25 protein-coding genes are annotated in these 23304 nt (G+C 66.2%); 17 read left to right on the forward strand and 8 right to left on the reverse strand.

The annotated features are described in order from the left end of the window. Positions 1-3 precede the first annotated feature (3 nt). The 7 genes from VIM12_RS01120 to VIM12_RS01150 all read right to left on the reverse strand — a co-directional run bounded on the left by VIM12_RS01120 (position 4) and on the right by VIM12_RS01150 (position 5907). Entirely contained in the window at positions 4-273 is a 270-nt protein-coding gene (locus tag VIM12_RS01120) for an HPr family phosphocarrier protein (protein WP_331939761.1), read from the reverse strand. 9 nt (positions 274-282) lie between these two features. After that, a complete protein-coding gene (locus VIM12_RS01125) occupies positions 283-690 on the reverse strand; it encodes a PTS fructose transporter subunit IIA (RefSeq protein ID WP_331939762.1) in 408 nt (135 codons plus the stop codon). A 71-nt stretch (positions 691-761) separates the two neighbouring features. After that, entirely contained in the window at positions 762-1703 is a 942-nt protein-coding gene (gene gshB / locus VIM12_RS01130; protein WP_331939763.1) for a glutathione synthase, read from the reverse strand. Next, entirely contained in the window at positions 1703-3001 is a 1299-nt protein-coding gene (gshA, locus tag VIM12_RS01135) for a glutamate--cysteine ligase (protein WP_331939764.1), read from the reverse strand. The genes gshB and gshA overlap by 1 nt, the downstream gene beginning before the upstream one ends. Before the next feature lie 258 nt (positions 3002-3259). Beyond that, positions 3260-4789: an ammonium transporter gene (locus VIM12_RS01140; RefSeq protein ID WP_331939765.1), complete on the reverse strand. Its 1530-nt coding sequence runs from the start codon at positions 4787-4789 to the stop codon at positions 3260-3262. Positions 4790-4801: 12 nt separating this feature from the next. Beyond that, positions 4802-5140, reverse strand: a complete 339-nt coding sequence (gene glnK, locus VIM12_RS01145) for a P-II family nitrogen regulator (RefSeq protein WP_331939766.1) — start codon at positions 5138-5140, stop codon at positions 4802-4804. 20 nt (positions 5141-5160) lie between these two features. After that, a complete protein-coding gene (locus VIM12_RS01150) occupies positions 5161-5907 on the reverse strand; it encodes a TorF family putative porin (protein WP_331939767.1) in 747 nt (248 codons plus the stop codon). A 272-nt stretch (positions 5908-6179) separates the two neighbouring features. Between VIM12_RS01150 and VIM12_RS01155 the strand changes: the two genes are divergently transcribed. From VIM12_RS01155 to VIM12_RS01165, 3 genes are all read left to right on the forward strand, one after another. Beyond that, positions 6180-6422, forward strand: a complete 243-nt coding sequence (locus tag VIM12_RS01155; RefSeq protein ID WP_331939768.1) for an accessory factor UbiK family protein — start codon at positions 6180-6182, stop codon at positions 6420-6422. After that, complete coding sequence (locus tag VIM12_RS01160; RefSeq protein WP_331939769.1) at positions 6422-7945, forward strand: YifB family Mg chelatase-like AAA ATPase; 1524 nt, start codon at positions 6422-6424, stop codon at positions 7943-7945. Before VIM12_RS01155 ends, VIM12_RS01160 begins: the two co-directional genes overlap by 1 nt. Before the next feature lie 265 nt (positions 7946-8210). After that, positions 8211-9341 carry an ABC transporter substrate-binding protein gene (locus VIM12_RS01165; RefSeq protein ID WP_331939770.1) on the forward strand — a complete coding sequence of 377 codons (1131 nt, stop codon included), beginning with the start codon at positions 8211-8213 and terminating at the stop codon, positions 9339-9341. Between the two features lie 6 nt (positions 9342-9347). On the opposite strand, the gene VIM12_RS01170 is transcribed toward VIM12_RS01165, so the two are convergent. Further along, a complete protein-coding gene (locus tag VIM12_RS01170) occupies positions 9348-10805 on the reverse strand; it encodes a PLP-dependent aminotransferase family protein (RefSeq protein ID WP_331939771.1) in 1458 nt (485 codons plus the stop codon). A 185-nt stretch (positions 10806-10990) separates the two neighbouring features. On the opposite strand from VIM12_RS01170, the gene VIM12_RS01175 reads away from it, so the two are divergent. The 14 genes from VIM12_RS01175 to VIM12_RS01240 all read left to right on the forward strand — a co-directional run bounded on the left by VIM12_RS01175 (position 10991) and on the right by VIM12_RS01240 (position 23128). Continuing rightward, positions 10991-11329 carry a hypothetical protein gene (locus VIM12_RS01175; RefSeq protein WP_331939772.1) on the forward strand — a complete coding sequence of 113 codons (339 nt, stop codon included), beginning with the start codon at positions 10991-10993 and terminating at the stop codon, positions 11327-11329. A 57-nt stretch (positions 11330-11386) separates the two neighbouring features. After that, on the forward strand, positions 11387-12235 hold the full coding sequence (locus VIM12_RS01180; RefSeq protein ID WP_331939773.1) for an AraC family transcriptional regulator: 849 nt from the start codon (positions 11387-11389) through the stop codon (positions 12233-12235). 48 nt (positions 12236-12283) lie between these two features. Then, on the forward strand, positions 12284-13258 hold the full coding sequence (locus VIM12_RS01185; RefSeq protein WP_331939774.1) for a DMT family transporter: 975 nt from the start codon (positions 12284-12286) through the stop codon (positions 13256-13258). 59 nt (positions 13259-13317) lie between these two features. Further along, entirely contained in the window at positions 13318-13845 is a 528-nt protein-coding gene (locus VIM12_RS01190) for a hypothetical protein (protein WP_331939775.1), read from the forward strand. A gap of 1 nt (position 13846) precedes the next feature. Next, a complete protein-coding gene (locus VIM12_RS01195) occupies positions 13847-15091 on the forward strand; it encodes an MFS transporter (protein ID WP_331939776.1) in 1245 nt (414 codons plus the stop codon). A 70-nt stretch (positions 15092-15161) separates the two neighbouring features. Next, positions 15162-15506 carry a DUF1840 domain-containing protein gene (locus VIM12_RS01200; protein WP_331939777.1) on the forward strand — a complete coding sequence of 115 codons (345 nt, stop codon included), beginning with the start codon at positions 15162-15164 and terminating at the stop codon, positions 15504-15506. Next, positions 15506-16339 carry a lysophospholipase gene (locus tag VIM12_RS01205; RefSeq protein WP_331939778.1) on the forward strand — a complete coding sequence of 278 codons (834 nt, stop codon included), beginning with the start codon at positions 15506-15508 and terminating at the stop codon, positions 16337-16339. The genes VIM12_RS01200 and VIM12_RS01205 overlap by 1 nt, the downstream gene beginning before the upstream one ends. A gap of 147 nt (positions 16340-16486) precedes the next feature. After that, positions 16487-17119 carry a LysE family translocator gene (locus VIM12_RS01210; protein WP_331939779.1) on the forward strand — a complete coding sequence of 211 codons (633 nt, stop codon included), beginning with the start codon at positions 16487-16489 and terminating at the stop codon, positions 17117-17119. 6 nt (positions 17120-17125) lie between these two features. After that, positions 17126-18433 carry a 16S rRNA (cytosine(967)-C(5))-methyltransferase RsmB gene (rsmB, locus tag VIM12_RS01215; RefSeq protein ID WP_331939780.1) on the forward strand — a complete coding sequence of 436 codons (1308 nt, stop codon included), beginning with the start codon at positions 17126-17128 and terminating at the stop codon, positions 18431-18433. A gap of 228 nt (positions 18434-18661) precedes the next feature. Then, positions 18662-19192 (forward strand): DUF4390 domain-containing protein, encoded by a 531-nt coding sequence (locus VIM12_RS01220; RefSeq protein ID WP_414691738.1) that lies wholly within the window; start codon positions 18662-18664, stop codon positions 19190-19192. 2 nt (positions 19193-19194) lie between these two features. Then, complete coding sequence (locus VIM12_RS01225; RefSeq protein WP_331939782.1) at positions 19195-21516, forward strand: sensor histidine kinase; 2322 nt, start codon at positions 19195-19197, stop codon at positions 21514-21516. 129 nt (positions 21517-21645) lie between these two features. Continuing rightward, entirely contained in the window at positions 21646-22371 is a 726-nt protein-coding gene (locus VIM12_RS01230; protein WP_331939783.1) for a response regulator, read from the forward strand. A 21-nt stretch (positions 22372-22392) separates the two neighbouring features. Continuing rightward, positions 22393-22749, forward strand: a complete 357-nt coding sequence (locus tag VIM12_RS01235) for a GTPase (RefSeq protein ID WP_331939784.1) — start codon at positions 22393-22395, stop codon at positions 22747-22749. Between the two features lie 121 nt (positions 22750-22870). Further along, positions 22871-23128, forward strand: a complete 258-nt coding sequence (locus tag VIM12_RS01240) for a BTH_I0359 family protein (RefSeq protein WP_220808363.1) — start codon at positions 22871-22873, stop codon at positions 23126-23128. Positions 23129-23304 lie beyond the last annotated feature (176 nt).

The following is a 23304-nucleotide window of genomic DNA, read 5'->3' on the forward strand; positions in this document are numbered from 1 at the left end:
GTCCTACTCGCCTTCGCCGAACTTGTTCTCGATCAGCTCGCGCAGCGCATCGATGCAGGCCTGCTCGTCCTTGCCCTCGGCTTCCAGCGTGACCTTGGCGCCCTTGCCGGCCGCCAGCATCATCACGCCCATGATGGACTTGGCATTCACCCGGCGCGCGTTGCGCGTCAGCCAGACCTCGCTCTGAAACCGGGCGGCCAGTTGCGTCAGCTTGGCGGACGCGCGCGCGTGCAGGCCAAGCTTGTTGATGATCTCGATTTCCTGTTGAATCATGTTTTCGTTCTAGTTGGGTGAAAGCCGTACGCGGTTGTCTACCCGCACCGCGCCGCCCTGGCCTCCCGCCAGGGCCATCTCCACCACCACGTCGATGGTGTCGTTCCGATAGGTCAGCGCCCGCAGCAGCATCGGCAGGCTGATGCCGGCGATGACCTCGATATGGCCGGGACTGCACAGCTTGAGCGTGCAGTTGGACGGCGTCCCGCCCATCACGTCCGTGATCACCAGCACCCCGGTGCCGTCGTCGAGGCGTTCGATCGCGTCGCGCGCGAGCCGGTTGACCTCGGCAGTGTCCTGGTCGGCACGCACGTCGATCGCCTCCATCCGCTCGGGCCGGGCACGAAACACATGCGTCGCCGCGTCGATGAAGGCGGCGCCCAGCGGCGCATGCGTCAGAAGCAGAATTCCAATCATGGGATGTCAACCGGCCGAAACCGGTCCAGTGTTGCGGGGCACGCCTGGCTGCGGCCTTGCGGCGCAGCCGTTCAGCCGCACTGCCGTTCGACCGCGTCGATGAACATGCCGGCCACGTTGAAGCCGGTCTGTTGCGCGATCTCCTGGAAGCAGGTCGGGCTGGTGACGTTGACTTCCGTCAGGTAGTCCCCGATGGCGTCCAATCCTACCAGCAATAGTCCGCGGCGCAAAAGCAGGGGTGCAAGCGTCTCGCCGATTTCCCGGTCGCGCGCACTCAGCGGCTGGGCGACGCCGAGGCCGCCCGCCGCCAGGTTGCCGCGCACCTCGCCGCCCTGGGGAATGCGGGCCAGGCTGTAGGGCACCACCTCGCCGCCGATCAGCAGGATGCGCTTGTCGCCCTTGGCGATATCCGGGATGAAGCGCTGCGCCATGATGGTATGGGCGCCGTTGCCGGTTAGCGTCTCGATGATGGATCCGAGGTTGAGCCCGTCTTCACGCACCCGGAAGATGCCGGCGCCGCCCATGCCGTCGAGCGGCTTCAGGATCACGTCGCGATGCGCTTCATGGAACGCGCGCAGGCGGGCGCCGTCGCTGGTGACCAGCGTCGGCGCGGTGAATTGGGGGAAGCCGGCTATCGCCAGCTTCTCGTTGTGGCTGCGGATCGCCTCCGGCCGGTTGAACACCCGCGCGCCCTGCCCTTCCGCCACTTCCAGCAGGTAGGTCAGGTAGATGTATTCCATGTTGAATGGCGGGTCCTTGCGCACCAGCACCGCATCGAATGCATCCAGCCCGACCGTGGCCGGGGCATCGGCGCGGTACCAGTCGGCGCTGTCGCCGGTCATGTGGATGCGCGCGGCATGCGCCGTCACCCGCCCGCCTTCCAGCGCCATGTGCCGCTGCTCGAAGGCGTGGATCTCGTGCCCCCGGCCGGCAGCCTCCGCCATCATCGCGTAGGTCGTGTCCTTGTAGATCTTGAAATGATCGAGCGGATCGGCGAGGAAGGCGATTTTCATCAGTAGATTTCCGGGTTGGGATCGGTCTTCTCGAGTTCCAGCGAGGCGGCCAGCAGCGCCATGCGGGCCACCACGCCGTACATGTAGAACCGGTTCGGCGGCGCGGTGCCGGGCTTGGCCTGCAGGTCGGGCAGCGCATGCTGCTGGGCGAACGCGAGCGGCACGAAATGCGCACCCGGCGAGTTCAGGTTCTCGTCGACGCCGCGCTCGGCGTGCACCCGGTAGAAGCCGCCGACCACGTAGCGGTCGATCATGTAGACCACCGGTTCGGCGACGGCGTCGTTGATGTGCTCGAAGGTGTGCACGCCTTCCTGGATGATCACGTCGGAGACTTCCAGGCCTTCCTTCACCACTGCCATCTTGTTGCGCTGCTTGCGGTTGAGGTCGCGCACCTCGCTGGCGTCCCTGACCGTCATGATGCCCATGCCGTAGGTGCCGGCATCGGCCTTGACGATGACGAACGGGGTTTCCTTGATCCCGTACTCCTTGTACTTCTTGCGGATCTTGGCGAGCAGCGTGTCGACGTTCTGCGCGAGACAGTCCTCGCCGGTACGCTCGTGGAAGTTGATCTCGCCGCAACGGGCAAAGTACGGATTGAGCATCCAGCCGTCGATGTCGATCATCTTGGCGAACTTCTTCACCACCTCGTCGTAGGCGGCGAAGTGGTTGGTCTTGCGGCGCACCGCCCAGCCCGCATGCAGCGGCGGCAGCAAGTTCTGCTCATGCAGCCCCTCCAGCACCTTGGGAATCCCGGACGACAGGTCGTTGTTGAGCAGGATGGTGCACGGATCGAAATTCTTCAGGCCGAGGCGGCGGCCGTTGGCCGACCGCTCGAGCGGTTCCAGCGTCAGCGTGGAGCCGTCCGGCAGGTCGATGGTGGTCGGCTCCTTCACGTCCTCGGAGAGCGAGCCGAGACGCACGTTGAGGCCGGTCTGGCGGAAGATCTGGATCAGCCGCGCGACGTTCTGCAGGTAGAACACGTTGCGGGTATGGCGCTCCGGGATCAGCAGCAGGTTCTTGGCGTCCGGGCAGTATTTTTCGATCGCCGCCATCGCCGCCTGCACCGCCAGCGGCAGCATCTCGGGCGACAGGTTGTTGAAACCGCCGGGGAACAGGTTGGTGTCGACCGGGGCCAGCTTGAAACCGGCGTTGCGCAGGTCGACCGAACAATAGAACGGCGGCGTGTGTTCCTGCCACTCGAGGCGGAACCAGCGCTCGATGGCCGGCGTGGCCGCCAGGATTTTCTTTTCGAGGTCGAGTAGCGGACCGTTCAGGGCCGTGACGAGATGCGGGACCATAGCAACCTTCTGTTTGTGTGCATTCTTGCAATCGGGGGGGTGATGCTGATTCTAACGGTAATCCCCGCGGCGCGTCGCCGCGCCGCGCGCCGGACGACCTGCCGCCGCGGCCGGGGATTTCATAAATGACAATCCTCCTGCAGGTTGCGCGCCGACGGAATCAGGAAGTGGGGATGCTTGCAGAAATTTAAACCCCGGGAATGGAAAAAGCGCCCCTTTCGGGGCGCTTTCGATCCTGCTCGGGCGCTGCGAGGCGGCTCAGGAGTGGTAGGCCGATTCGCCGTGGCTGGAAATGTCCAGGCCTTCGCGCTCTTCCTCTTCCGTGACCCGCAGGCCGACCACCAGGTCCACCACCTTGAAGGCGATGAAGGCGATGAGGCCGGACCAGACCACCGTGGTCAGCACGCCCTGGAACTGGATCCAGACCTGCCCTGCAATCGAGTAGTCCGGGGCAACCGCATTGGCTACATAGTCGTAGATGCCGGTGCCGCCGAGGGACGGCGAGGCGAACACGCCGGTCAGCAGCGCACCGAGGATGCCGCCGACGCCGTGCACGCCGAACACGTCGAGCGAGTCATCCGCGCCAAGCATGCGCTTGAGGCCGTTCACGCCCCACAGGCAGACGATCCCCGCCAGCAGGCCGATCACCAGGCCGCCCATCACGCCGACGAAGCCTGCCGCCGGCGTGATCGCCACCAGGCCGGCGACGGCGCCCGAGGCAGCGCCCAGCATCGAGGGCTTGCCCTTGCTCATCCACTCGCCGAAGCTCCAGGACAGGGTAGCGGCAGCGGTTGCCAGCAGAGTGTTGACCACCGCCAATGCCGCGGTGCCGCCCGCCTCCAGCGAGGAGCCGGCGTTGAAGCCGAACCAGCCCACCCACAGCATCGAGGCGCCGACCATGGTCAGCGTCAGCGAGTGCGGCGCCATGGCTTCCTTGCCGTAGCCGATGCGCTTGCCGATGACATAGGCGCCGACCAGGCCGGCAATCGCCGCATTGATGTGGACAACGGTGCCGCCCGCGAAGTCGAGCGCGCCCTTCTGGAACAGCCAGCCGGCGATGGCGGTCGCCTTTTCGGCGGCGGCGGCATCGGTGTACGCATCCGGGCCGGCCCAGTACCAGACCATGTGCGCGGCCGGCAGGTAGGCGAAGGTGAACCACAGGACGACGAACAGCAGCACCGCCGAGAACTTGATGCGCTCGGCAAAGGCGCCGACGATCAGGCCGCAGGTGATGGCCGCGAAGGTGGCCTGGAAGGCGACGAACACGAACTCGGGGATCACCACGCCCTTGCTGAAGGTGGCCGCCATCGTCTCCGGCGTGATCCCCATCAGGAACAGGCGATCGAAGGAGCCGATGAAGCTGCCGCCCTCGGTGAACGCCAGCGAGTAGCCGTAGATGCACCAGAGGACCACGACCAGCGAGAACACCATGAAGACCTGCATCAGGACCGACAGCATGTTCTTGCTGCGCACCAGGCCGCCGTAGAACAGCGCGAGGCCGGGGATGGTCATCATGATCACCAGTACCGTGGCGATCATCATGAAGCCGGTATCGCCCTTGTTGGCGGTCGGCGCCGCCGGTGCAGCCTCGGTCGCCGCCGGGGCGGCAGGAGCGGCAGCGGCAGCAGCAGGTGCCGCCGCCGCGGGTGCTTCGGCCGCCGGCGCGGCTGCCTGGGCTACCACGACGGCTTCCGCCTTTGCCGGCTCGTCCGCGGCCATGGCCGGAGCGAAGCCGACCGAGAAGAGCAGCGCGCCGGATGCCAGCACGCTCGCAATCAATTTCTTCATCTCACCCCTCCTTTAGAGTGCTTCTTTACCGGTCTCGCCGGTGCGGATACGAACGACTTGCTGCAGGTCGTAGACAAAAATCTTGCCGTCGCCGATCTTGCCGGTACGGGCCGAACGCTCGATGGCCTCGATCGCCTGGTCGACGATCGCGTCGTCCACGGCAGCCTCGATCTTCGTCTTCGGCAGGAAGTCGACGACGTACTCGGCGCCCCGGTACAGCTCGGTGTGCCCCTTCTGCCGACCGAAACCCTTGACCTCGGTGACGGTGATGCCCTGCACGCCGATCGTCGAGAGCGCTTCACGCACCTCGTCGAGCTTGAACGGCTTGATGATCGCGGTGATCAGTTTCATGGTGGTCCCCTCGGAGAGAATTAGAAGGTCTTGGACAGCGAAAGCACCACCGTGCCATTGCTCACGTCCTTCGATTTGCCGCCACCGTTGGTGTAGGTGTAGGAAGCCGAGTCCGCGTTGGTGGTGACGTAGGCGAGGCCGACGCTCGCAAAGCCCAGGTCGTGCGTCACGCCGACCTTGTAGTCGGTGTAGTTGAAGTCGCCGCTGCGCTTGAACTTCTGATGGCCGACGTGCAGGCCGAGCACCGTCTTTTCCATGATCTCGAAGTTCGCGTTCAGCTCGATGTAGTCCGAGCCGCGGGCATCGGTGAAACCGAAATACTCGTCGTCGATCGAGCGGCTGTATTTCGCCGACAGCCACTTCCAGGAGGCGCCGACGTACAGTTCCAGCGCGTCGAACTTGTCGCCGGCGCCGGTCCGCGCGCCCGGGTAGTAGTACTTCAGCAGGCCGACGTCGATGCCGACTTCCGGCGCCACCTCAAACTTGTAGCCGCCATACAGGTCCATCTCGATGCTGCCGCCATCCGGATACTGGACGCCGCTGATGCTCGAGTTCCAGTTGCCGACATAGAAGCCGCTGCTGTGGGAGTAATCGAATCCGCCCTGGATCGCCGGCTTCTTGAAGGTCTGCGAGATGCCGCGGAAGCGGTAGTCGCTTACCAGCGACACATTGCCGGTGAAGGTATGATCGGAAGCGGCTGCTTGCTGCGCCGAAGCAGATGTCGCGAATGCAGAAAGGACAGCGACAGCAAGAATCATTTTTTTCATGACGTTTCCCTTTTGTTGATGGTGTTGAGGCAGGACTGCAAAGCCGGCGCAACGTGTAAGCGTGTTGCATTTCCTCAATACTTAGCAGGACTCATGCCATGGCCGGCACCACACATCGGGGACAGATTTTTTTCATTTCGCCCCTGCTTGCGTCATACTTGTGCGCCGCTTTCGCGCGTTTAACGCCGGCGCACCAGCAGGAACGCACCGCGTACGCGCATGCATCACGGACACGCACCGCACTGGTGCGGCCGCATCACAAAGGACAGACGATGGACAAAGCCAATTTCTTTGAAGACCTGCAACAGAAACTCGGCAAGCTGATCGAGAATTCGCCGGCGCGCGACCTCGACCGCAACATGAAGGCAATGCTGACCCAGGGCTTCTCCAAGCTCGACCTGGTCACCCGCGAGGAATTCGACATCCAGGCCCAGGTGCTCGCGCGCACCCGGGCCAAGCTGGAAGCGCTCGAGCAGCGCGTCGCCGAACTGGAAGCGCAGTTGCGGCAGCCCTGATGAGCCTCGCGGTCCTGAAGAGCCGCGCGTTATCAGGCATGCAGGCGCCGGAAGTCACGGTCGAGGTCCACCTCGCCAACGGCCTGCCTGCATTCACCATCGTCGGCCTGCCCGAGACCGAGGTCAAGGAAGCAAAAGACCGGGTCCGGGCGGCGCTGCAGAACGCCCGCTTCGAATTCCCCGCCCGCCGCATCACCGTCAACCTCGCCCCGGCCGACCTGCCCAAGGAATCCGGCCGCTTCGATCTCGCCATCGCCCTCGGCATCCTCGCCGCCTCCGGCCAGATGCCCGGCGACGAACTCGACCACTATGAATTCGCCGGCGAGCTCTCGCTGTCCGGCGAGCTGCGCCCGGTCCGCGGCGCACTCGCAATGAGCTACGCGATGCATCGCGCCGGCGCAGCCGACGGCCGCCGCCGCGCGATCATCCTGCCCGAGGCGAATGCCGCCGAAGCCGCACTGGTGCAGGACGCCGCCGTCTACCCCGCCACGTCGCTGCTGCAGGTCTGCGGCCATTTCGCCGGCCCCGCAAGCGACGGCCGCCTCGCGCGCTTCCGTGGCGATGCGCCGGCAGCGCGCATCGGCTATCCCGATCTCGCCGAAGTCAAGGGCCAGGCCCATGCGCGCCGTGCGATCGAGGTCGCGGCAGCGGGCGGCCACAGCATGCTGATGGTCGGCCCGCCCGGCACCGGCAAGTCGATGCTTGCGGCACGCTTCCCCGGCATCCTGCCGCCGATGACGGAGGAAGAAGCGCTGGAATCGGCGGCGGTGCGTTCGCTTGCCGGCGCCTTCTCCATCGACCACTGGAAGGCCCGTCCCTACCGCGCGCCGCATCACACCGCATCGGCCGTCGCGCTGGTCGGCGGCGGCGGCAACCCTCGCCCCGGCGAAATCTCGCTTGCCCATCGCGGCGTGCTCTTCCTCGACGAACTTCCCGAATTCGACCGCCGGGTGCTCGAAGTCCTGCGCGAGCCGCTGGAGTCCGGCCACATCACCATCTCGCGCGCGGGACGCCATGCCGACTTCCCGGCCCGCTTCCAGCTCGTCGCCGCCATGAACCCCTGCCCCTGCGGCTACGCCGGCCACGCCTCCGGCCGCTGCCGCTGCACCCCCGACCAGGTGGCGCGCTATCAGGACAAGATCTCCGGTCCGCTGCTGGACCGCATCGACATGCAGGTGCAGGTCGCCGCGCTGCCGCAGGAGGAGCTGATGCAGCAGTCCGCGGGCGAACCGTCAGGGGCGGTCGCCGTGCGCGTGGCGCAAGCGTACGACCGTCAGCTGAAGCGGCAGGGGAAAGGCAATCACGCGCTGGGCGCGGCGGAGATCGACACGCATTGCAGGCCGGACGCAGCGGCCGAGGACTTGCTGCGGTCAGCGATGGCGCGGCTGCAGTGGTCGGCGCGGGCGTATCACCGGGTGCTGAAGCTGGCGCGGACGATTGCCGACCTCACCGGGGCTGCGAATGTCGGACAGGCGCATGTGGCGGAGGCGATCCAGTATCGGCGTGCCTTGCGGGAGCATTAGGGGAGCTTCCCACCCTGTCCTTGTATAGCCACAGTGCGCCCGCAGGCGCTCCTGCCTGTGCGGCTCCCCGGAATCCGATGGCGGTCTTTTCGGGGAATCAGCAATCGACAACGACGCATGCCGTCCATCATCCGCATAGCGCCTCTGTCCCGGCAATAGCACCCGCTCACCCCAATCCTGGTACAGGACATGCAATACCCGCATGCCGCCCCGTATTCGAGACAACACCAATAGCCGGCGGCACATGTCCACAGGGAGGAGACCCATGTACACGAATGCGAAGTCGGTTTTGATGGTGCTGGCATTGTTCGGTTGCCTGGCGGCGCGAGCGGAAACCGGCGTCAGTCCGTCGGCGGTCCGTATCGGCCAGACCATCGGCCTGACCGGCCAGGTCTCAGGCGCGGTGAAGGAATTGAATGACGGCGCCAATGCCTATCTCCGCAAGGTGAACGCCGAGGGCGGCGTGCATGGCCGCAAGATCGAACTGGTCACGCTCGACGATCGCTTCGACCCGGCGCAGGCGGGCGCGAATGCACTGGCGTTGGTGAAGGATCACCAGGTCTTCGCGCTATTCCAGAGCCGCGGTACGCCGCACACGGAAAAGATCCTCCCCGTGCTGCAGGAGTTCAGGGTTCCGTTGATCGCGCCGAGCACCGGTGCTGCCGTGCTTCATGCGCCGGTCAATCGCTATGTGTTCAATGTCCGCACCAGGTATCAGACGGAGATCGTTAAGGCGGTCGCGCAATTCCGATTGATCGGCATCGACAGGATCGCACTGGTCCATGTCGATGATTCGTTCGGACAGGATGCGCTGGGCGGGTTCCGGACAGCGATGGATGAGGCGAAGCTGAAGCCGGCGGCGGTCATCCGGTTCAACCGCGAAAAGCCCGACTACGTCGCGGTTGTGGACGCGCTGATCGCGGCCGCACCGCATACCGCCATCGTGGTTTCGTCGGCACCGACTGCCGCGGCGGTCATCGGCGCGCTGCGCGAGCGCGGCAGCAGGATCCAGGTCATGACGCTGTCGAACAACTCCTCGCAGGCGTTTGTCCGGAGCCTGGGAGCGAATGCACAAGGCGTCATCGTGACCCAGATCACGCCGCCGGCGAACGTGCTCACGACGCAGCTGGGCCAGGAGCTGCAGGCACTCGCAAAGCAGCACGGAATCGTTGCGTCCTACGCTGCAATGGAAGGCTACGTTGCCGCCAAGGTCCTGGTCGAGGGCTTGCGCCGCGCCGGCCGCAACCTCACGCGCGAAGGCTACATGCAGGCGCTGGAGTCGATCAGGAACCACGACTTCGGCGGCATCGCCATCGGCTACGGGCCGACCGACCATACGGGCAGCGAGTTCGTGGAAGCGACGATCATCGGCAAGGACGGCGCATTCCGCAGGTAGGGCGCTTCAGGCCGCGCGCGTGCTCTTGCGCGCGCGTGTCGCAACGATGCGCCCGAGCGTTGCCACGCCCTGCTCCACCTCCGGCGTCGTGCGCAGTCCGCAATTCAGGCGCAGGAAGTGGTCGTAGCGGTTCGAGTTCGAGAACATTGCGCCGGGCGCGACCAGTATCCCCTGCGCGAGCGCAGCGTCGAACACGTCCTTGGACGACAGCCGCGCCGGCAGCTCGACCCAGATGGTGATGCCGCCGTTCGGTATTGTCATCCGCGTCCCGTGCGGAAAATGCGTGGCGATCGCATCGGCCATCCGTTCCCGCTGCTCGCGCAGCGCCTGCCGCAGCCGCCGCAGGTGGCGGTCGTATTCGCTGGAGGCCATGTACTCGGCGGCCGCGATCTGCGACCACACTTCATTGTCGCGGGTCTGCGCGTACTTCAGCATTGCCACCCTTGCCTGCCAACGCCCCGCGGTCATCCAGCCGAGGCGCATGCCCGGTGCGAGCGTCTTGTGCAGGGAGGCGCAGTGGATCACATTGCCGCTGTGGTCCCATGCCTTGAGCGCGGTGGGTGGTGATACTGCGTCGACCAGGTCGCTGTAGGTATCGTCCTCGATCAGGGCAACCGTCGCACGCTCGCACAGTTGAACCAGCCGGCGCTTCTCGGCATCCGGCATGATGCTGCCAAGCGGGTTCTGCAGGTGCGGGACCACCACCACCGCCTTGATGTCGGGGTAGCTGGCGAGCGCCATTTCCAGTGCATCGACCGACAGGCCGGTGCTGACGCTGGTCGGTATCTCCAGCGCGCGCAGGCCCAGGCTTTCGAGTATCTGCAGCAGGCCATAGAAGGTCGGCGACTCGACGGCGACGGTGTCGCCGGGACGGGTCACGGCGCGCAGCGCCAGGTTGAGCGCCTCGATGCAGCCGTGGGTCACGATGACGTCGTCGGGCGCCAGCACCTGGCCGCCGGCAACCGCCCGCTTGGCGATCACTTCGCGGAAATGCAGATGACCGCTGGCAGGGGCGGCGGTAACAAGGATCTCGGGATGCTTGCGCAGCGCGCGCAGCGCCGCGTTCTTGAGCTTCTCGGCCGGATAGAGTTCCGGTGCGGCCCGCGCCCCCGACAGGCCGAGCCTCACCGGCTGCCGCCTGCCCTGTTCGATGAAATGCGAAACCCGCGCATGGATGCCGACGTACTGCGCCGGGTCGGGCGGTATGGCGAGGTCGGGCTCCTCCGGCCGGGGGATGCTATTGCGTAGCGGCGGCCGGATGAAATAACCGGAGCGCGGCCGCGCCTCGATCCAGCCCTCCCGTTCCAGCTCGCGGCAGGTCTGCAGCGCGGTGGAGAGGCTGACGCTGTGCAAGCGCATGATCGACCGTACCGACGGCATGCGCTCGCCATGCTTGAGCGCTCCCGCGCGGATGGCGCCGAGGTAGTGGTTGGCAAGCTGGCGGTAGAGTGGCTGGACGTCCATATCGCATCATGGCCTGCTCCGGCGAAACGGAACAGATATAGATTCCGGGAAATCGGACGATAACAGATGCCGCCGGCGGCCGCTGTTACGGTCGCGTGCGGGACTGGCTGTGCCTGTTTCGTAGGGGCCCCGGGGCCTAGCATGGAGGCATGCAAACAGCGCGCACCGCGCATGAAAGGAAGGCCATGCCACCCTCCGCCGAAAGACGTCTCCTGGCCCGCGGCCAGTGCCTGCACCTGCACCTGCCGCCCGGAACCCGGCTAGTCTGCCTGCGCGGACGGGTCGCCGCAGTTGCGCCTCCCTGCTGGCTGGGCGGGCAGATGCTGACGGTGCAGCACCGTCTGGGCGAGGGTGACGTCCTGGTCACCGACGCCGGCGGATGGGTGAAGCTCGAGGCCGGGACGGCCTCGGAGCTTGTCCTGGTGGCGCCGCCGCCCGGCATCGCCGCGCGCGCCATCCGCAAGGCACTGGGCTGGCGCCGGCTGCTCGCCGGCAAGGCAACGGGGGGCGCGCGGGCGGTTTGATAAGGATGCGGCCGGAAGCGCTATCATGTGAGACCGCATTGTTTCGAAGCGCCCCGCATGTTCAACCATCCGTCCGAATTCGTGACCTTCAAGGCCAGCCCGCACCTGCCCGGGGTCGAGCTGTATTCGGCCCGCCTGGTCGACCATGCGTTCGCGCCGCATCTCCATGACGGTTACTCGCTGGGCGCGATCGAAGCCGGCGTCGAGCGCTTCCGTTATCGCGGCAGCGAGCACCTGGCGCCCGCCGGCACCCTGGTGCTGCTCAATCCCGACGAGCTGCATACCGGGCAGGCCGAGGTCGAGTCCGGCTGGACCTACCAGATGCTGTACATCGAGCCGGCGACGCTGCTGCGGATGACGGGCAGCGAAGCCTGGTTCCCGGCGGCCGCCACCCACGATCCGGCACTGGCCGGCGCCTTCCGCACCGGCTTCAGCCGACTCTGGCACGCGCCGGACGACCTCGCCTTCGTCTCGACGTTCACGCAACTCGTCGACACCATCGTCGCGCGCCACGGCAGGAATGCGCGCGCGGTGCAGGCCGCCGATCCGCGCAGCCTGCGCCGGATGGCCGCGATGCGACGGGTGGTGGACTGCATCGAGGCGCATCTCGACCAGCCGCTGGGCATCGAGACGCTGGCAGCGGAGGCCGGCATGTCGCTGTTCCATTTCGTGCGGACATTCTCGGCCACCTTCCACGTCACGCCCCACCAGTACCTGCAGGCCAGGCGCACCGCCCGCGCCAAGGCGCTGCTCGGGCGGCGCGTCACGCCCAGCGATGCGGCCGCCGCTGCCGGCATGACGGACCAGAGCCACCTGAACCGCTGGTTCAAGCGGGCGTACGGCGTCACGCCCGCGCAGTATCAACAGCAAATCGGTACAAGACCGCTGGCTGCCGCCCGCGCATAATCGCTTCCTCCTGCCCCGCGGGGCGTCCTCGGCTGTTGAATCTCTGTCATGTTGATCGGCTTACTCTGCGCGCTCGGCGCCGGCCTGCTGTGGGGCCTGGTATTCGTCGCGCCCCTGATGCTTTCCGACTATCCCGGTCTGGTGCTGTCGTTCGGCCGTTACATCGGCTTCGGCGTGATCGCGCTGCTGCCCGCCTGGCTCGACCGCCGCAACATCGCCGCGCTGCAGCGGGCGGACTGGGTGGCGGCGCTCAAGCTGTCGCTGGTCGGGAACATCCTCTACTACGCCGCGCTCGCCACCGCGATCCAGCTGGCCGACGCACCGCTGCCGGCCATGCTGATCGGCACCCTGCCGGTGGTGATCTCGATCTTCTCCAACTGGAAGCCCGGCCATCCTTCCGAAGCCATCGCCTGGAAACGGCTCGCACCGTCGCTGCTGATCATCTTCGGCGGGCTGATGCTGGTCAACGCAAGTGAACTCGGCAATCTTGACGGCAGCCGCACGCCGGCGGACTACGCGCTCGGCTGCCTCATCGCGCTCGGCGCGCTCGCGGCGTGGACCTGGTATCCGATCATGAACGCCCGGCACCTGAAGCAGAACCCGCACATCCGTTCCTCGACCTGGGCCACCGCGCAGGGACTGGCCACGCTGCCGCTGGCGCTCGCCGGCTTCATCGGCTACGGCATCTGGGTCGCAGCAGCCGATGGCGGCTACGACTATCCGCTGGGTCCGCGCCCGCTGCCCTTCATCGGCCTGATGCTGACGCTCGGGCTGTGCGCGTCCTGGCTCGGCACGCTGCTCTGGAACAAGGCCAGCCAGCGCCTCCCGACCTCGCTCGCCGGCCAGCTGATCGTCTTCGAGACACTCTCCGCGCTGCTGTACGCCTTCCTGCGGCGCGGCGAGATGCCGGCGCTGCAGGTCCTCGCCGGCATCCTGATGCTGTGCGTCGGCGTGATGCTCGGCATGCAGGCCTTCCAGAGGGCGCAGGCCCGGTCGCGGGTTGCGCTTGCCGCCGGCGACTGAGACGCCTGCGCGCAGGCATCGACATGCGCGGCGGGATGGCAACTGCTACCATCTCGCCCATGACCAAGATCCCCCCGCTACTGGCCGCCGCGCTCGCGGCCGCCCTGCTGTCCGGCTGCAGCCCCACCTATGACTGGCGTGAAATCCGCGGCGATGGCGCCCCCTACCTGATCATGCTGCCGTCCAAGCCGGCATCGCACACCCGCGCCGTGGTGCTGGATGGCACCGAGGTCCAGATGACGATGACGGGCGCCGAGGCCGACGACGTGAGCTTCACGGTCGCCACGGCGGAACTGCCTGACGCCGCGCAGGCGCAGAAGACGCTGCAGGTGATGAAGAGCGCGATGGTGCGCAACATCGGCGGCAGCGTGAAACAGGAAAAGCCGGTGCAGGTTGCGGGCACCGCCGCCGGCGGGACGGAAGTGACCGCGGTGGGCGCACCCGATGCGTCCGGCCGCGCGCGCATGCTGGCCGCGCGCTTCTTCGTGCTGGACCGCCGGGTATTCCAGCTGGTGGTGCTCGGCCCGGAGGGGACCGTGCCGCAGGAGGCGCTCGATACCTTCTTCGCCTCCTTCAAGCCCACCTGAGATGGGACGCCTCGAAGGTCGCCAGGCCGCCGCCGTCTTCCTCTGCTTCGCCTCGGGCTACCTGCTCTCCTACGCTTTCCGCTCGGTCAACGCCGTCATTGCCCCTTCCCTGGTGACCGACGCCGGGCTCAGCAACGCCGACCTCGGCCTGCTGTCCTCGGCCTACTTCCTGAGTTTCGCCAGCCTGCAGCTGCCGCTGGGGATCCTGCTCGACCGGTACGGACCGCGCCGGGTGGAGACCACGCTGCTGCTGTTCGCCGCACTCGGCGCCGCCGTGTTTGCGAGCAGCAGTTCGCTGGCCGGCCTGTGGACCGGCCGCGCGCTGATCGGCGTCGGCGTTTCGGCATGCCTGATGGCGCCGTACACCGCCTACCGCCAGTGGTTCCCGGCGGAGCGACAGAGCCAGCTTGCCAGCTGGATGCTGGTGGCCGGCACGCTGGGCGCACTGGCTTCGACGGTGCCGGTCAACGCCGCCCTGCCGCTGGTCGGGTGGCGCGGCGTGTTCTGGATCATGAGCGGGCTGATCCTCGCCTCCGCCGCCGCCATCTTCGTCGTGCTCAAGCGGGTCGAAGCGGTCCATCCCTTGCAAACGCGCGTGCCCTCGCCGGCAGGCCAGGGGGGCTACCGCCAGATCTTCCGCTCGCCGGTCTTCCGCCGCATGGCCTTGCTGGGCATGGTCAACCAGGGCAGCTTCGTCGCCCTGCAGACACTGTGGGCGGGGCCGTGGATGATGACGGTCCTCGGCATGGACAAGCAGGAAACCGCGGGCGTGCTGTTCGCGATCAACCTCGGCCTGATGTCGGCCTACCTGATGATGTCCTGGCTGGCGCCGCGCTACATCGCGCAGGGCGAGCGCCGCGGGCTGCCCGTCACGCGCGTGATCGCCGCCGGCATTGCCGGCGCGGTGCTGGTGCAGGCGCTGATCCTGTGGAGCAGCGCGCCGTCGGCATGGCTGCTGTGGCTGCTGCTCGTGCTGTGCGTCCCGGTCGGCACCCTGGTGCAGACCAGCGTGAGCCTGTCTTTCCCTTCTGCATTGGCCGGCCGTGCCAACAGCGGCTACAACTTCCTGATCTTCATCGGCGCCTTTGTCGCGCAGTGGGGCATCGGCTTGCTGATCGACATCGCCGAAGGCAGGGGCATGGCGCCGGCGGATGCAATGCGCTTCGCCTTCGGCATCTGCCTGGCCTTGCAGGCGGTAAGCTGGGTCGCATTCGTCGCACAGCGGGCGGAGCCGGTCAATGCTTGACGCAGTGACGTGGCGCATCCTGCAACTCATGCTATGTTTTAGTCGTTGACGATCATTTTTCGGAGGCTCCATGTTGGTCACGTTCAAGTCAAAGGCTGCTGCCGAGGTGCTGATGTACGAGGAACACGCAAGGCGCATCCTCGAACTGCTCGACAAGGATGTGAAGCAGGGGATCATCACCGCGGCCGAGACGCCGCACGCCGTGGCCACACTGGAGGCGGAGATCGCCGAAAGCCGGCGCCACCCGGCATCCGAGGAAGTCGAGCGCGACGTGCGGGCGCACCACAACGAGAATGGCGACGACAACGAGCATGAGCCGCACGAGGTGGTGACGTTCGCCACCCGGGCCTATCCGCTGCTTGCCATGCTGCGGGCCGCGCAGCAGGAAGGCCGCGACGTGGTCTGGGGGGTCTGATGGAAGGACCGCGCGAGCGCGAGCTTTCCGCCGCCGACGGCACCCGGCTGTTCCTGCGCGACCTGCCGGCCTGTGACCAGCCCGGCAAGGGCGGCATCCTGCTGATGCACGGTCTGGGTGAACACTGCGGTCGCTACGCGCACGTCGCCCGGTTTTTCAGTACACGCGGCTGGTCGGTGCGGATGTACGACCACCGCGGACATGGCCGCTCGGGCGGGCCGCGCGGCGATACGCCCGACCACGAGGCAATGCTGCGCGACGCAAAGCGGGTGATGGACGACTTCGCGTCCGGGCTCGACCAGCCGCCGCTGCTGTTCGGCCACAGCATGGGCGGCCTGTTTGCCGCCGCTTTCGCCACGGCCGGCCTGGCGCCGCTGCGCGGGCTTGTGCTGTCCTCGCCCGCACTCGGGATCGCGCTGTCGCCGCCGCAGAAGATGCTGCTCGCCTCGCTCGGCGCGGTCACGCCGGGACTACCGATGCCCAATGGCCTGCAGACACGCTACCTGTCGCACGACCCGGCGGTCGTCAAGGCCTACGAGACCGACCCGCTGGTGCACGCCAGGATCACCCCGCGCATGCTGCGCTGCATGCTGCGGACCATCGACGATGCGCATAACGGCGCTCCTTCGCTGGCGATTCCGACCCTGATGCTGGTGTCGGGAGACGACCGCATGGTGGATGCGCGCGGCAGCGACGCCTTCTTCGCCCGCTTGCGCCCGGGGATCGGCACGCTGCACCGCTACCCGGACTTCTACCACGAAGTATTCAACGAGGTGAAGGCGCAGCGCGCCTTCGACGATCTCGACCGGTGGATGCAGGCCCAGGGGTTCTGAGCCGCCGCGCGGCGACAGCGGACGCGCATCCCCGTTACAATCGGCGTTTCGGTCATCGTTCCGGGCACGGCGGCATCTCTGTGCCGATTCCTGTCGATGTTTCCGTCGGTGCTACAACCGGCCTCACACCTCGCGCCATCACCTTATATGTTCGGCATCTCCGATTTCGGCCTCTTTCTTGCCGCCGTGCTGCTGCTCAACGCCACGCCCGGCCCCGACACCGCCTTCATCGTCGGCCGCAGCCTCGCCCAGGGCCGTGCCGCAGGCATCGTCTCCGCGCTGGGCATCTCTGCGGGTTGCGTAGTGCATGCCTTCGCCTCGGCACTCGGGCTCGGCGCCATTCTCGCGGCGTCGGCGACCGCCTTCACCGTGATCAAGCTGGCGGGCGGCGCCTATCTTGTCTACCTCGGCATCCGCATGCTGCTGGCAAAGCCCGGAGCAGCGGGTGCGTCGGACGCGCGTGGTGCCACCCGCTCTCTGAAGACGATTTTCTGGCAGGCGATGGTGACCAATGTGCTCAATCCCAAGGTCATCCTGTTCTTCCTGGCCTTCATCCCGCAATTCGTGCGCGCCGATGCCCCGAACAAGACATTGGGCTTCCTGCTGCTGGGCGTCGCCTTCGCCGCCGTCAGCATGGCGTGGAACAGCGGCACCGCTCTGCTCGCCGGCACCGTGGCAAAGGGCGCCGGCGGCCGCCCCGGCCTGAAGCTCTGGCTGGAACGGCTGGTCGGCGCCAGCTTCATTGCCCTCGGCGCAAAACTCGCATTCTCCAAGGCCTGACCCAACGTGACAAATACCCCATTGCAGGCCGGCTCGCTGGCCTTGAGCCTGTCCGGCGCGGCCCAGGCGGTCGCCCGGGTGGAAAGCGGAACCGCCCTGCCGCAGGCCCTGTCCGCGGTGTTTTCCCGGCTCGATGCGCAGCCCCAGGCCCGCGGCGCGATCCAGGATATCGCCTACCGGGCGATGCGCGATTACGGCCTGGCGCAGGTGCTGCTCGGGCTGCTTGCATCCCGCAAGCCGTCCTCGCCGGAACTGCATGCGCTGCTCTGCGGCGCGCTGGCGCTCCTGGTACCGGAGGGCGAGTCCGCGCCCTACGATCCGTTCACCGTCGTCGACCAGGCAGTCGATGCCGCCGCTGCCGACCGCGCAACGGCTCCCGCCAAGGGCATGGTCAATGCGGTGCTGCGGCGCTTCCTGCGCGAGCGCGACACGCTGCTGCGGCAGGCGAGACAGCACGACCTTGCCAGCTGGAACTATCCGGGCTGGTGGATCGCGGCCATGCAGGCAAGCTATCCGCAGCAATGGCGCGACATCCTCATGGCCGGCAATTGCCTGCCGCCGCTGACCCTGCGCGTCAACCTGCGCAAGACCACGGTCGAAGACTACCTGGCGACACTCGAGGCCGCCGGCCTCGACGCCTTGCAGATCGGACCGGTGGCGGTCAAGCTCGCGCGGCCCTTGCCGGTCGCGCAGATTCCGGGCTTCGTCCAGGGCCTGGTCTCGGTGCAGGACGCGGCGGCCCAGCTCGCCGCACCGTTGCTGGACCTGCGCGACGGCATGCGCGTACTCGACGCCTGCGCCGCGCCCGGCGGCAAGACCGGCCACATGCTGGAACGTGCGCAGCTTCGGCTGCTGGCGCTCGACAGCGACCCGAAGCGACTCCCGCGCATCGAAGAGAACCTGCGGCGCCTTCAGTTGCAGGCAGAGCTGAAGTGCGGCGACGCCGCCGGCCGCGACTGGTGGGACGGCAAGCCTTTCGACCGTATCCTCGCCGATGTGCCCTGCACCGCTTCCGGCATCGTACGGCGCCATCCGGACATCCGCTGGCTGCGCCGCGCGGGCGACACCGGAAAGCTTGCCGGTGTCGGCGCCCGCATTCTCGACAACCTGTGGCAGATGCTGGCGCCGGGCGGCAAGCTGCTGTTCGTCACCTGCTCGCTGTGGCCGCAGGAATCCGAGCAGCAGGCCGCGGCATTCGCAGCCCGCCGCGACGCCCTGCGGCTGCCGGCGCCGGGACAGCTGCTGCCGCAGGCCGGGGCAAGCCAGGACCACGATGGTTTGTTCTATGCGCTATTCCAAAAGACCCCGGTCTGATAGTATCTTCCGCAGGACTGTCTCCCCGGAAACGCGCATGAATACAATCACTTGCACGCCCCAGCCTTTTGCCCGCGGAAGCTGCGGTCCGCGCCGCCGCGGGATTCCCGCCATCGCTTTCCGGCCTGCCTGAGCCGGCATGGACTTGGTCTTCTCTTGCCGGGCACAGTGATACTTCCAGTCATCAAGCCATTCCGCCGCTGCAAACAGGTCGTCGCCGTGCTGGCGATGTTCCTGCTCGTCTTGTCGTGGGCGGGTGGCGCGCGCGCCGACGCGGTCGAGATCCGCAATCCGAGCGTCGAAAACAGCGACGAGGGCTACCGACTGTCGCTGTCGTTCTCGTTCGAACTCACCCGCGCGCTGGAAGACGCACTGACCCGCGGCATTCCGCTCTACTTCACGACCGAGGTGCAAGTCACGCGACCACGCTGGTACTGGTTCGATGAAACCGCCTCCAGCACCTCGCAAACCATTCGCATCTCCTACAATGTCCTGACCCAGCAATACCGTGCCTCGCTCAGCAGCGGCGGGTTGCAGCAAAACTATCCGTCGCTGGAGGATGCGCTGACCGCGGTGCGCAGGCAGCGCATGCTGATCGCGGAGAAAGGCGCACTCAAGCCCGGCGAGACCTATACGGTCATGGTTCGCATGGGGCTGGATGTCGCCCGTCTTCCCAAACCTTTCCAGGTCCACGCCCTGAACAGCTCCGACTGGCGCTTCTCGTCCGACTGGAAACAATTCACTCTCCGGGCCGAATAGCCGTGCAGCGCTTCCTGCGTTACTTCCTGATCGTCGGCGGTGCTGTCGTCAGCATCCTGCTTTTCCTGCTCGCATCGGCCGCAGAGAATTCCGCCTTCTTCGACCGCCACTATCCCGAGCTGCTGGTGCTCAATGCGGTGATCGCCGCCGCCCTGCTCGCGCTCGTCGGACTGTTGCTGGTGCGGCTGTACAAGGGCTACAAGCGGCGCGAGTTCGGTTCGCGCCTGATGGCGCGCCTGGTCGTGCTGTTCGCGATCATCGGCATCCTGCCGGGCACGGTGATCTACGTCGTGTCGGTGCAGTTCGTGTCCCGCTCGATCGAGTCCTGGTTCGATGTGCGGGTGGAATCCGCCCTCGAGGCCGGCCTTACGCTCGGCCGCACCGCCCTCGACGGCTCGCTCTCCGACCTCAGCGCAAGGGCGCGCAACCTGGCGCTCGAAATGTCCGAAATGACCGAGTCGGGCCAGGTGACGCAGCTCACCCGGCTGCGCGACCAGGGACAGGCGCTGGAAGCAACCATCGTTACATCCAACGGTCAAATCGTCGCCACCTCGGGGGGCGCCCTGGGCGCCCTCGTGCCCGACTTGCCGACGGCTTCCATGCTGCGCTCGGCGCGCATGACGCGTGGCTACGCGGCGATCGAGGGTGGTGTCGACTTCCACGAAAATCCGGCGAAAGAGGGACATGAAAGCGCAACGGGCGAAGGGGCGCGCGAGGCCGGCGGCAGCGCCAGCGCAGGTCCGGGGGACATGCGCATGCGGGTGGTGGTCGCGATTCCGGCGTCCGGCAGCGGCCTCTCGCTGCAAAGCGAATCGCGCTACCTGCAGTTGCTGCAGCCGGTGCCCGCCCACCTCGGCGTCAATGCCGAGGCGCTGCGCGCCGCCTACAGCGAATACCAGGAGCGTTCGCTGGCCAGGGTCGGGCTGCGCAAGATCTACATCGTGACCCTCACCCTCACCCTGCTGCTCGCCATCTTCGGCGCAGTCGCCGCCTCCTTCCTGATCGCCGGCGACCTCGCGCAGCCGCTGCTGGTCCTGGCCGAAGGAACGAAGGCAGTCGCCGAGGGCAACCTTTCACCGCGGCCGATCGTTGCAACCTCGGACGAGCTCGGCACCCTGACGCAGTCGTTCAATACGATGACCCGGCAGCTTTCCGAGGCGCGCGCGTCGGTCGAGCGCAACCGCACCGCGCTCGAAAACGCCAAGGCCTACCTGGAGTCGGTGCTGGCGAACATGTCGGCGGGGGTAATGGTGCTGGACGCGCAGTTCCGGCTGGTGACCTGCAACGAATCGGTCGAACGCATCCTGCATCATGACTTCGATACGCACATCGGGCAGCCGCTGGCCGGCATCCCTGGCCTGGAGCCGCTGGCGCACGCGATCACCCGGGCCTTCTCCGAGCAGAGCGCACGCTCGGCAGCCGGCGCGGACAGTGCAGGCGACCTGCACTGGCAGAAGCAGATCGAGGTGCCGCGCCTCGAGACCGATCCCGACAAGGAGAATGAAATCACCCTGCTGGCGCGCGGCTCCTTCCTCCCCGTCGCCGGCGGCAACGGCTATATCGTGGTGTTCGACGATATCTCGAGCGTCATTTCCGCGCAGCGTTCGATCGCATGGGGCGAAGTCGCGCGTCGCCTCGCCCACGAGATCAAGAACCCGTTGACGCCGATCCAGCTTTCCGCCGAACGCCTGCAAATGAAACTGGAGTCCAAGCTGGCCGAGAACGACGCCGCCATCCTTCTGAAGAGCACCAGCACCATCGTCAACCAGGTCTCGGCCATGAAACGCATGGTCGACGATTTCCGCGACTACGCCAAGACTCCGCCGGCCGTGCTGTCTCCACTCGATCTCAACGAACTGATCGAGGAAATCCTGCATCTCTATGTTCATGGCGACGAGCGCGACATTATTCATGCCGAGCTTGGCCAAACCCTGCCGCGGGTCATGGGCGACGAGACGCAACTCAGGCAGGTCATTCACAATCTGCTGCAGAATGCGCAGGACGCGGTCGCGGACCGGACGCAGCATCCGGAGAAGGCAAGGATCGACGTGGTGACGGAGATCGTCCGTTATCAGGATTCGGACGGCGGCCGTTGCATGGCGGTCCGTCTCACGATCTGCGACAACGGCCCCGGCTTTTCCTCGAAGATACTGGCCCGGGCCTTCGAACCCTACGTGACCTCGAAGGCGCGCGGCACCGGCCTTGGCCTCGCGATGGTGAAGAAGATCATCGACGAGCACGGCGGGCGCGTCGACATCAAGAACCGCACGGACGGAAATGGTGCAAAAGTGGCAATTTTGCTGTTAAAGTTAGCCCCGGATTGAAATTGATGCAATTCGAAGGAGATGACCGCGGCAAGAGCGGAATCTCCAAAAACCGGTCAGAACTATCGGGCGCACCGACGTCACCGGCGACGACAGCTCAACGACAATGGAAGCAGACAAGGCAAGCATATGGCGAATATTCTGGTAGTTGATGACGAGATGGGAATCCGCGAGTTGCTCTCGGAAATCCTTGGTGACGAAGGGCATGCGGTCGTGACGGCCGAGAACGCGCAGCAGGCACGGGAGCTTCGTGCCCAGGAGACGCCGGATCTGGTCCTGCTCGACATCTGGATGCCGGACACGGACGGCGTCACCCTGCTGAAGGAGTGGCAGCGCGACGGCCTGCTGACGATGCCGGTAATCATGATGTCCGGGCATGCGACGATTGATACCGCAGTCGAGGCCACCCGCATCGGCGCCCTCAATTTCCTCGAAAAGCCGATTGCGCTGCAGAAGCTGTTGAAAGCGGTGCAGCAGGGCCTGACGCGCACTCCCGAAGTCCTGCGTCCTCAACCCGTCTACGCAAGCCCGCCCCGCCCCGCGGTCCAGCCGGAAGTGCCGGCGGCGGTCTCCGTCGCCAGCGCCGCCTACGCGTCAGCCGGCAACAGCAGCGCCCATGCCGTGCCTCCCGCCGGGCCGCCGGTGACCGACCTTCAGGTGTTCGGCCTGTCGTTCGACATGCCTTTGCGCGAAGCCAGGGACGCTTTCGAGCGGGCCTACTTCGAGCATCACCTGGTACGCGAAGGGGGTAGCATGACCAGGGTCGCGGAACGCACCGGACTCGAGCGTACCCACTTGTATCGCAAGCTCAAGCAGCTGGGCGTCGAGCCGCAGAAAGTTGCCCGCAAGGGATGACCGACAGGGAAAGAACAGCCGGTGACGCTGACGACACTGGTTATCGGTGACGGCGCCGACAGGCGCGAGGCAGTCATCGCCGCTGCTGTCGACGCACCCGCCACGACAGCGGTTATCCTCGAAGGCATCCCGTCCGGAAAATCACTGCTCGAAGCCTTCACAGCGCAAGGGATGCCCGTCGTCCGCATCGCGCCCGCATGCATGTGCTGCACCGGAAACCTGACCATGCGCGTCACGCTCAATCGCCTCCTCCGCAACAAGCCGGCGCGCCTTTACATCGGCCTCGCTTCCGCCACGCATCTCCCGGCGATACGCAGCTTTCTCCAGTCTCCACCCTACGCCGACCTGCTCCAGCTGGCACCCGACGTTTGCGTCTGAACAGACCAAAACCCTGCTGTCACGAAGCGTGTCCTTGAAATAACTTGGGGTGGCCTTATTTTTGCATCAAGGCCTACAGGGTCACCACCAGTTTTCAAGTAGGTAGGACAAGGAGCGCAACATGAACCTGATCTATAACAGCGAACAGTACAGCGTAGTCGAGTTCGGTGCGGATGACGGCCGCGAGGCCTTGCGCTTTGGCGGCTACGAAATCATGGACAAGTCCGGCAAGCGCGAGATCTTCATCGGCGGCACGCTGGCCAGGGCATTCCGTGAAGAAGTGGAGAATCTGATCGCCACTGAGCCCACCGTCGAGGAGATCGATGACTTCCTTGGCAAATATGACGCATTGATGCGTCAGCCCGTCACGCTGCATTAGTACTTTTTACAAAGCCCCGAAAGGGCCGAACGGCCCGGGCGGGACTTGCCACTGGCATACAGCCTGTCGATGCGTGCCCGTTACTTCTGCCGTATGGCATGATGCCGGGCATTTCAATCGATTCCCCGTTCAATCCTATGCGGCCGACCTCGTGACATCCGTCGCCGGTTCGCTTG

The organism is Noviherbaspirillum sp. (assembly GCF_036563305.1).
Lineage (GTDB): Bacteria > Pseudomonadota > Gammaproteobacteria > Burkholderiales > Burkholderiaceae_D > Noviherbaspirillum.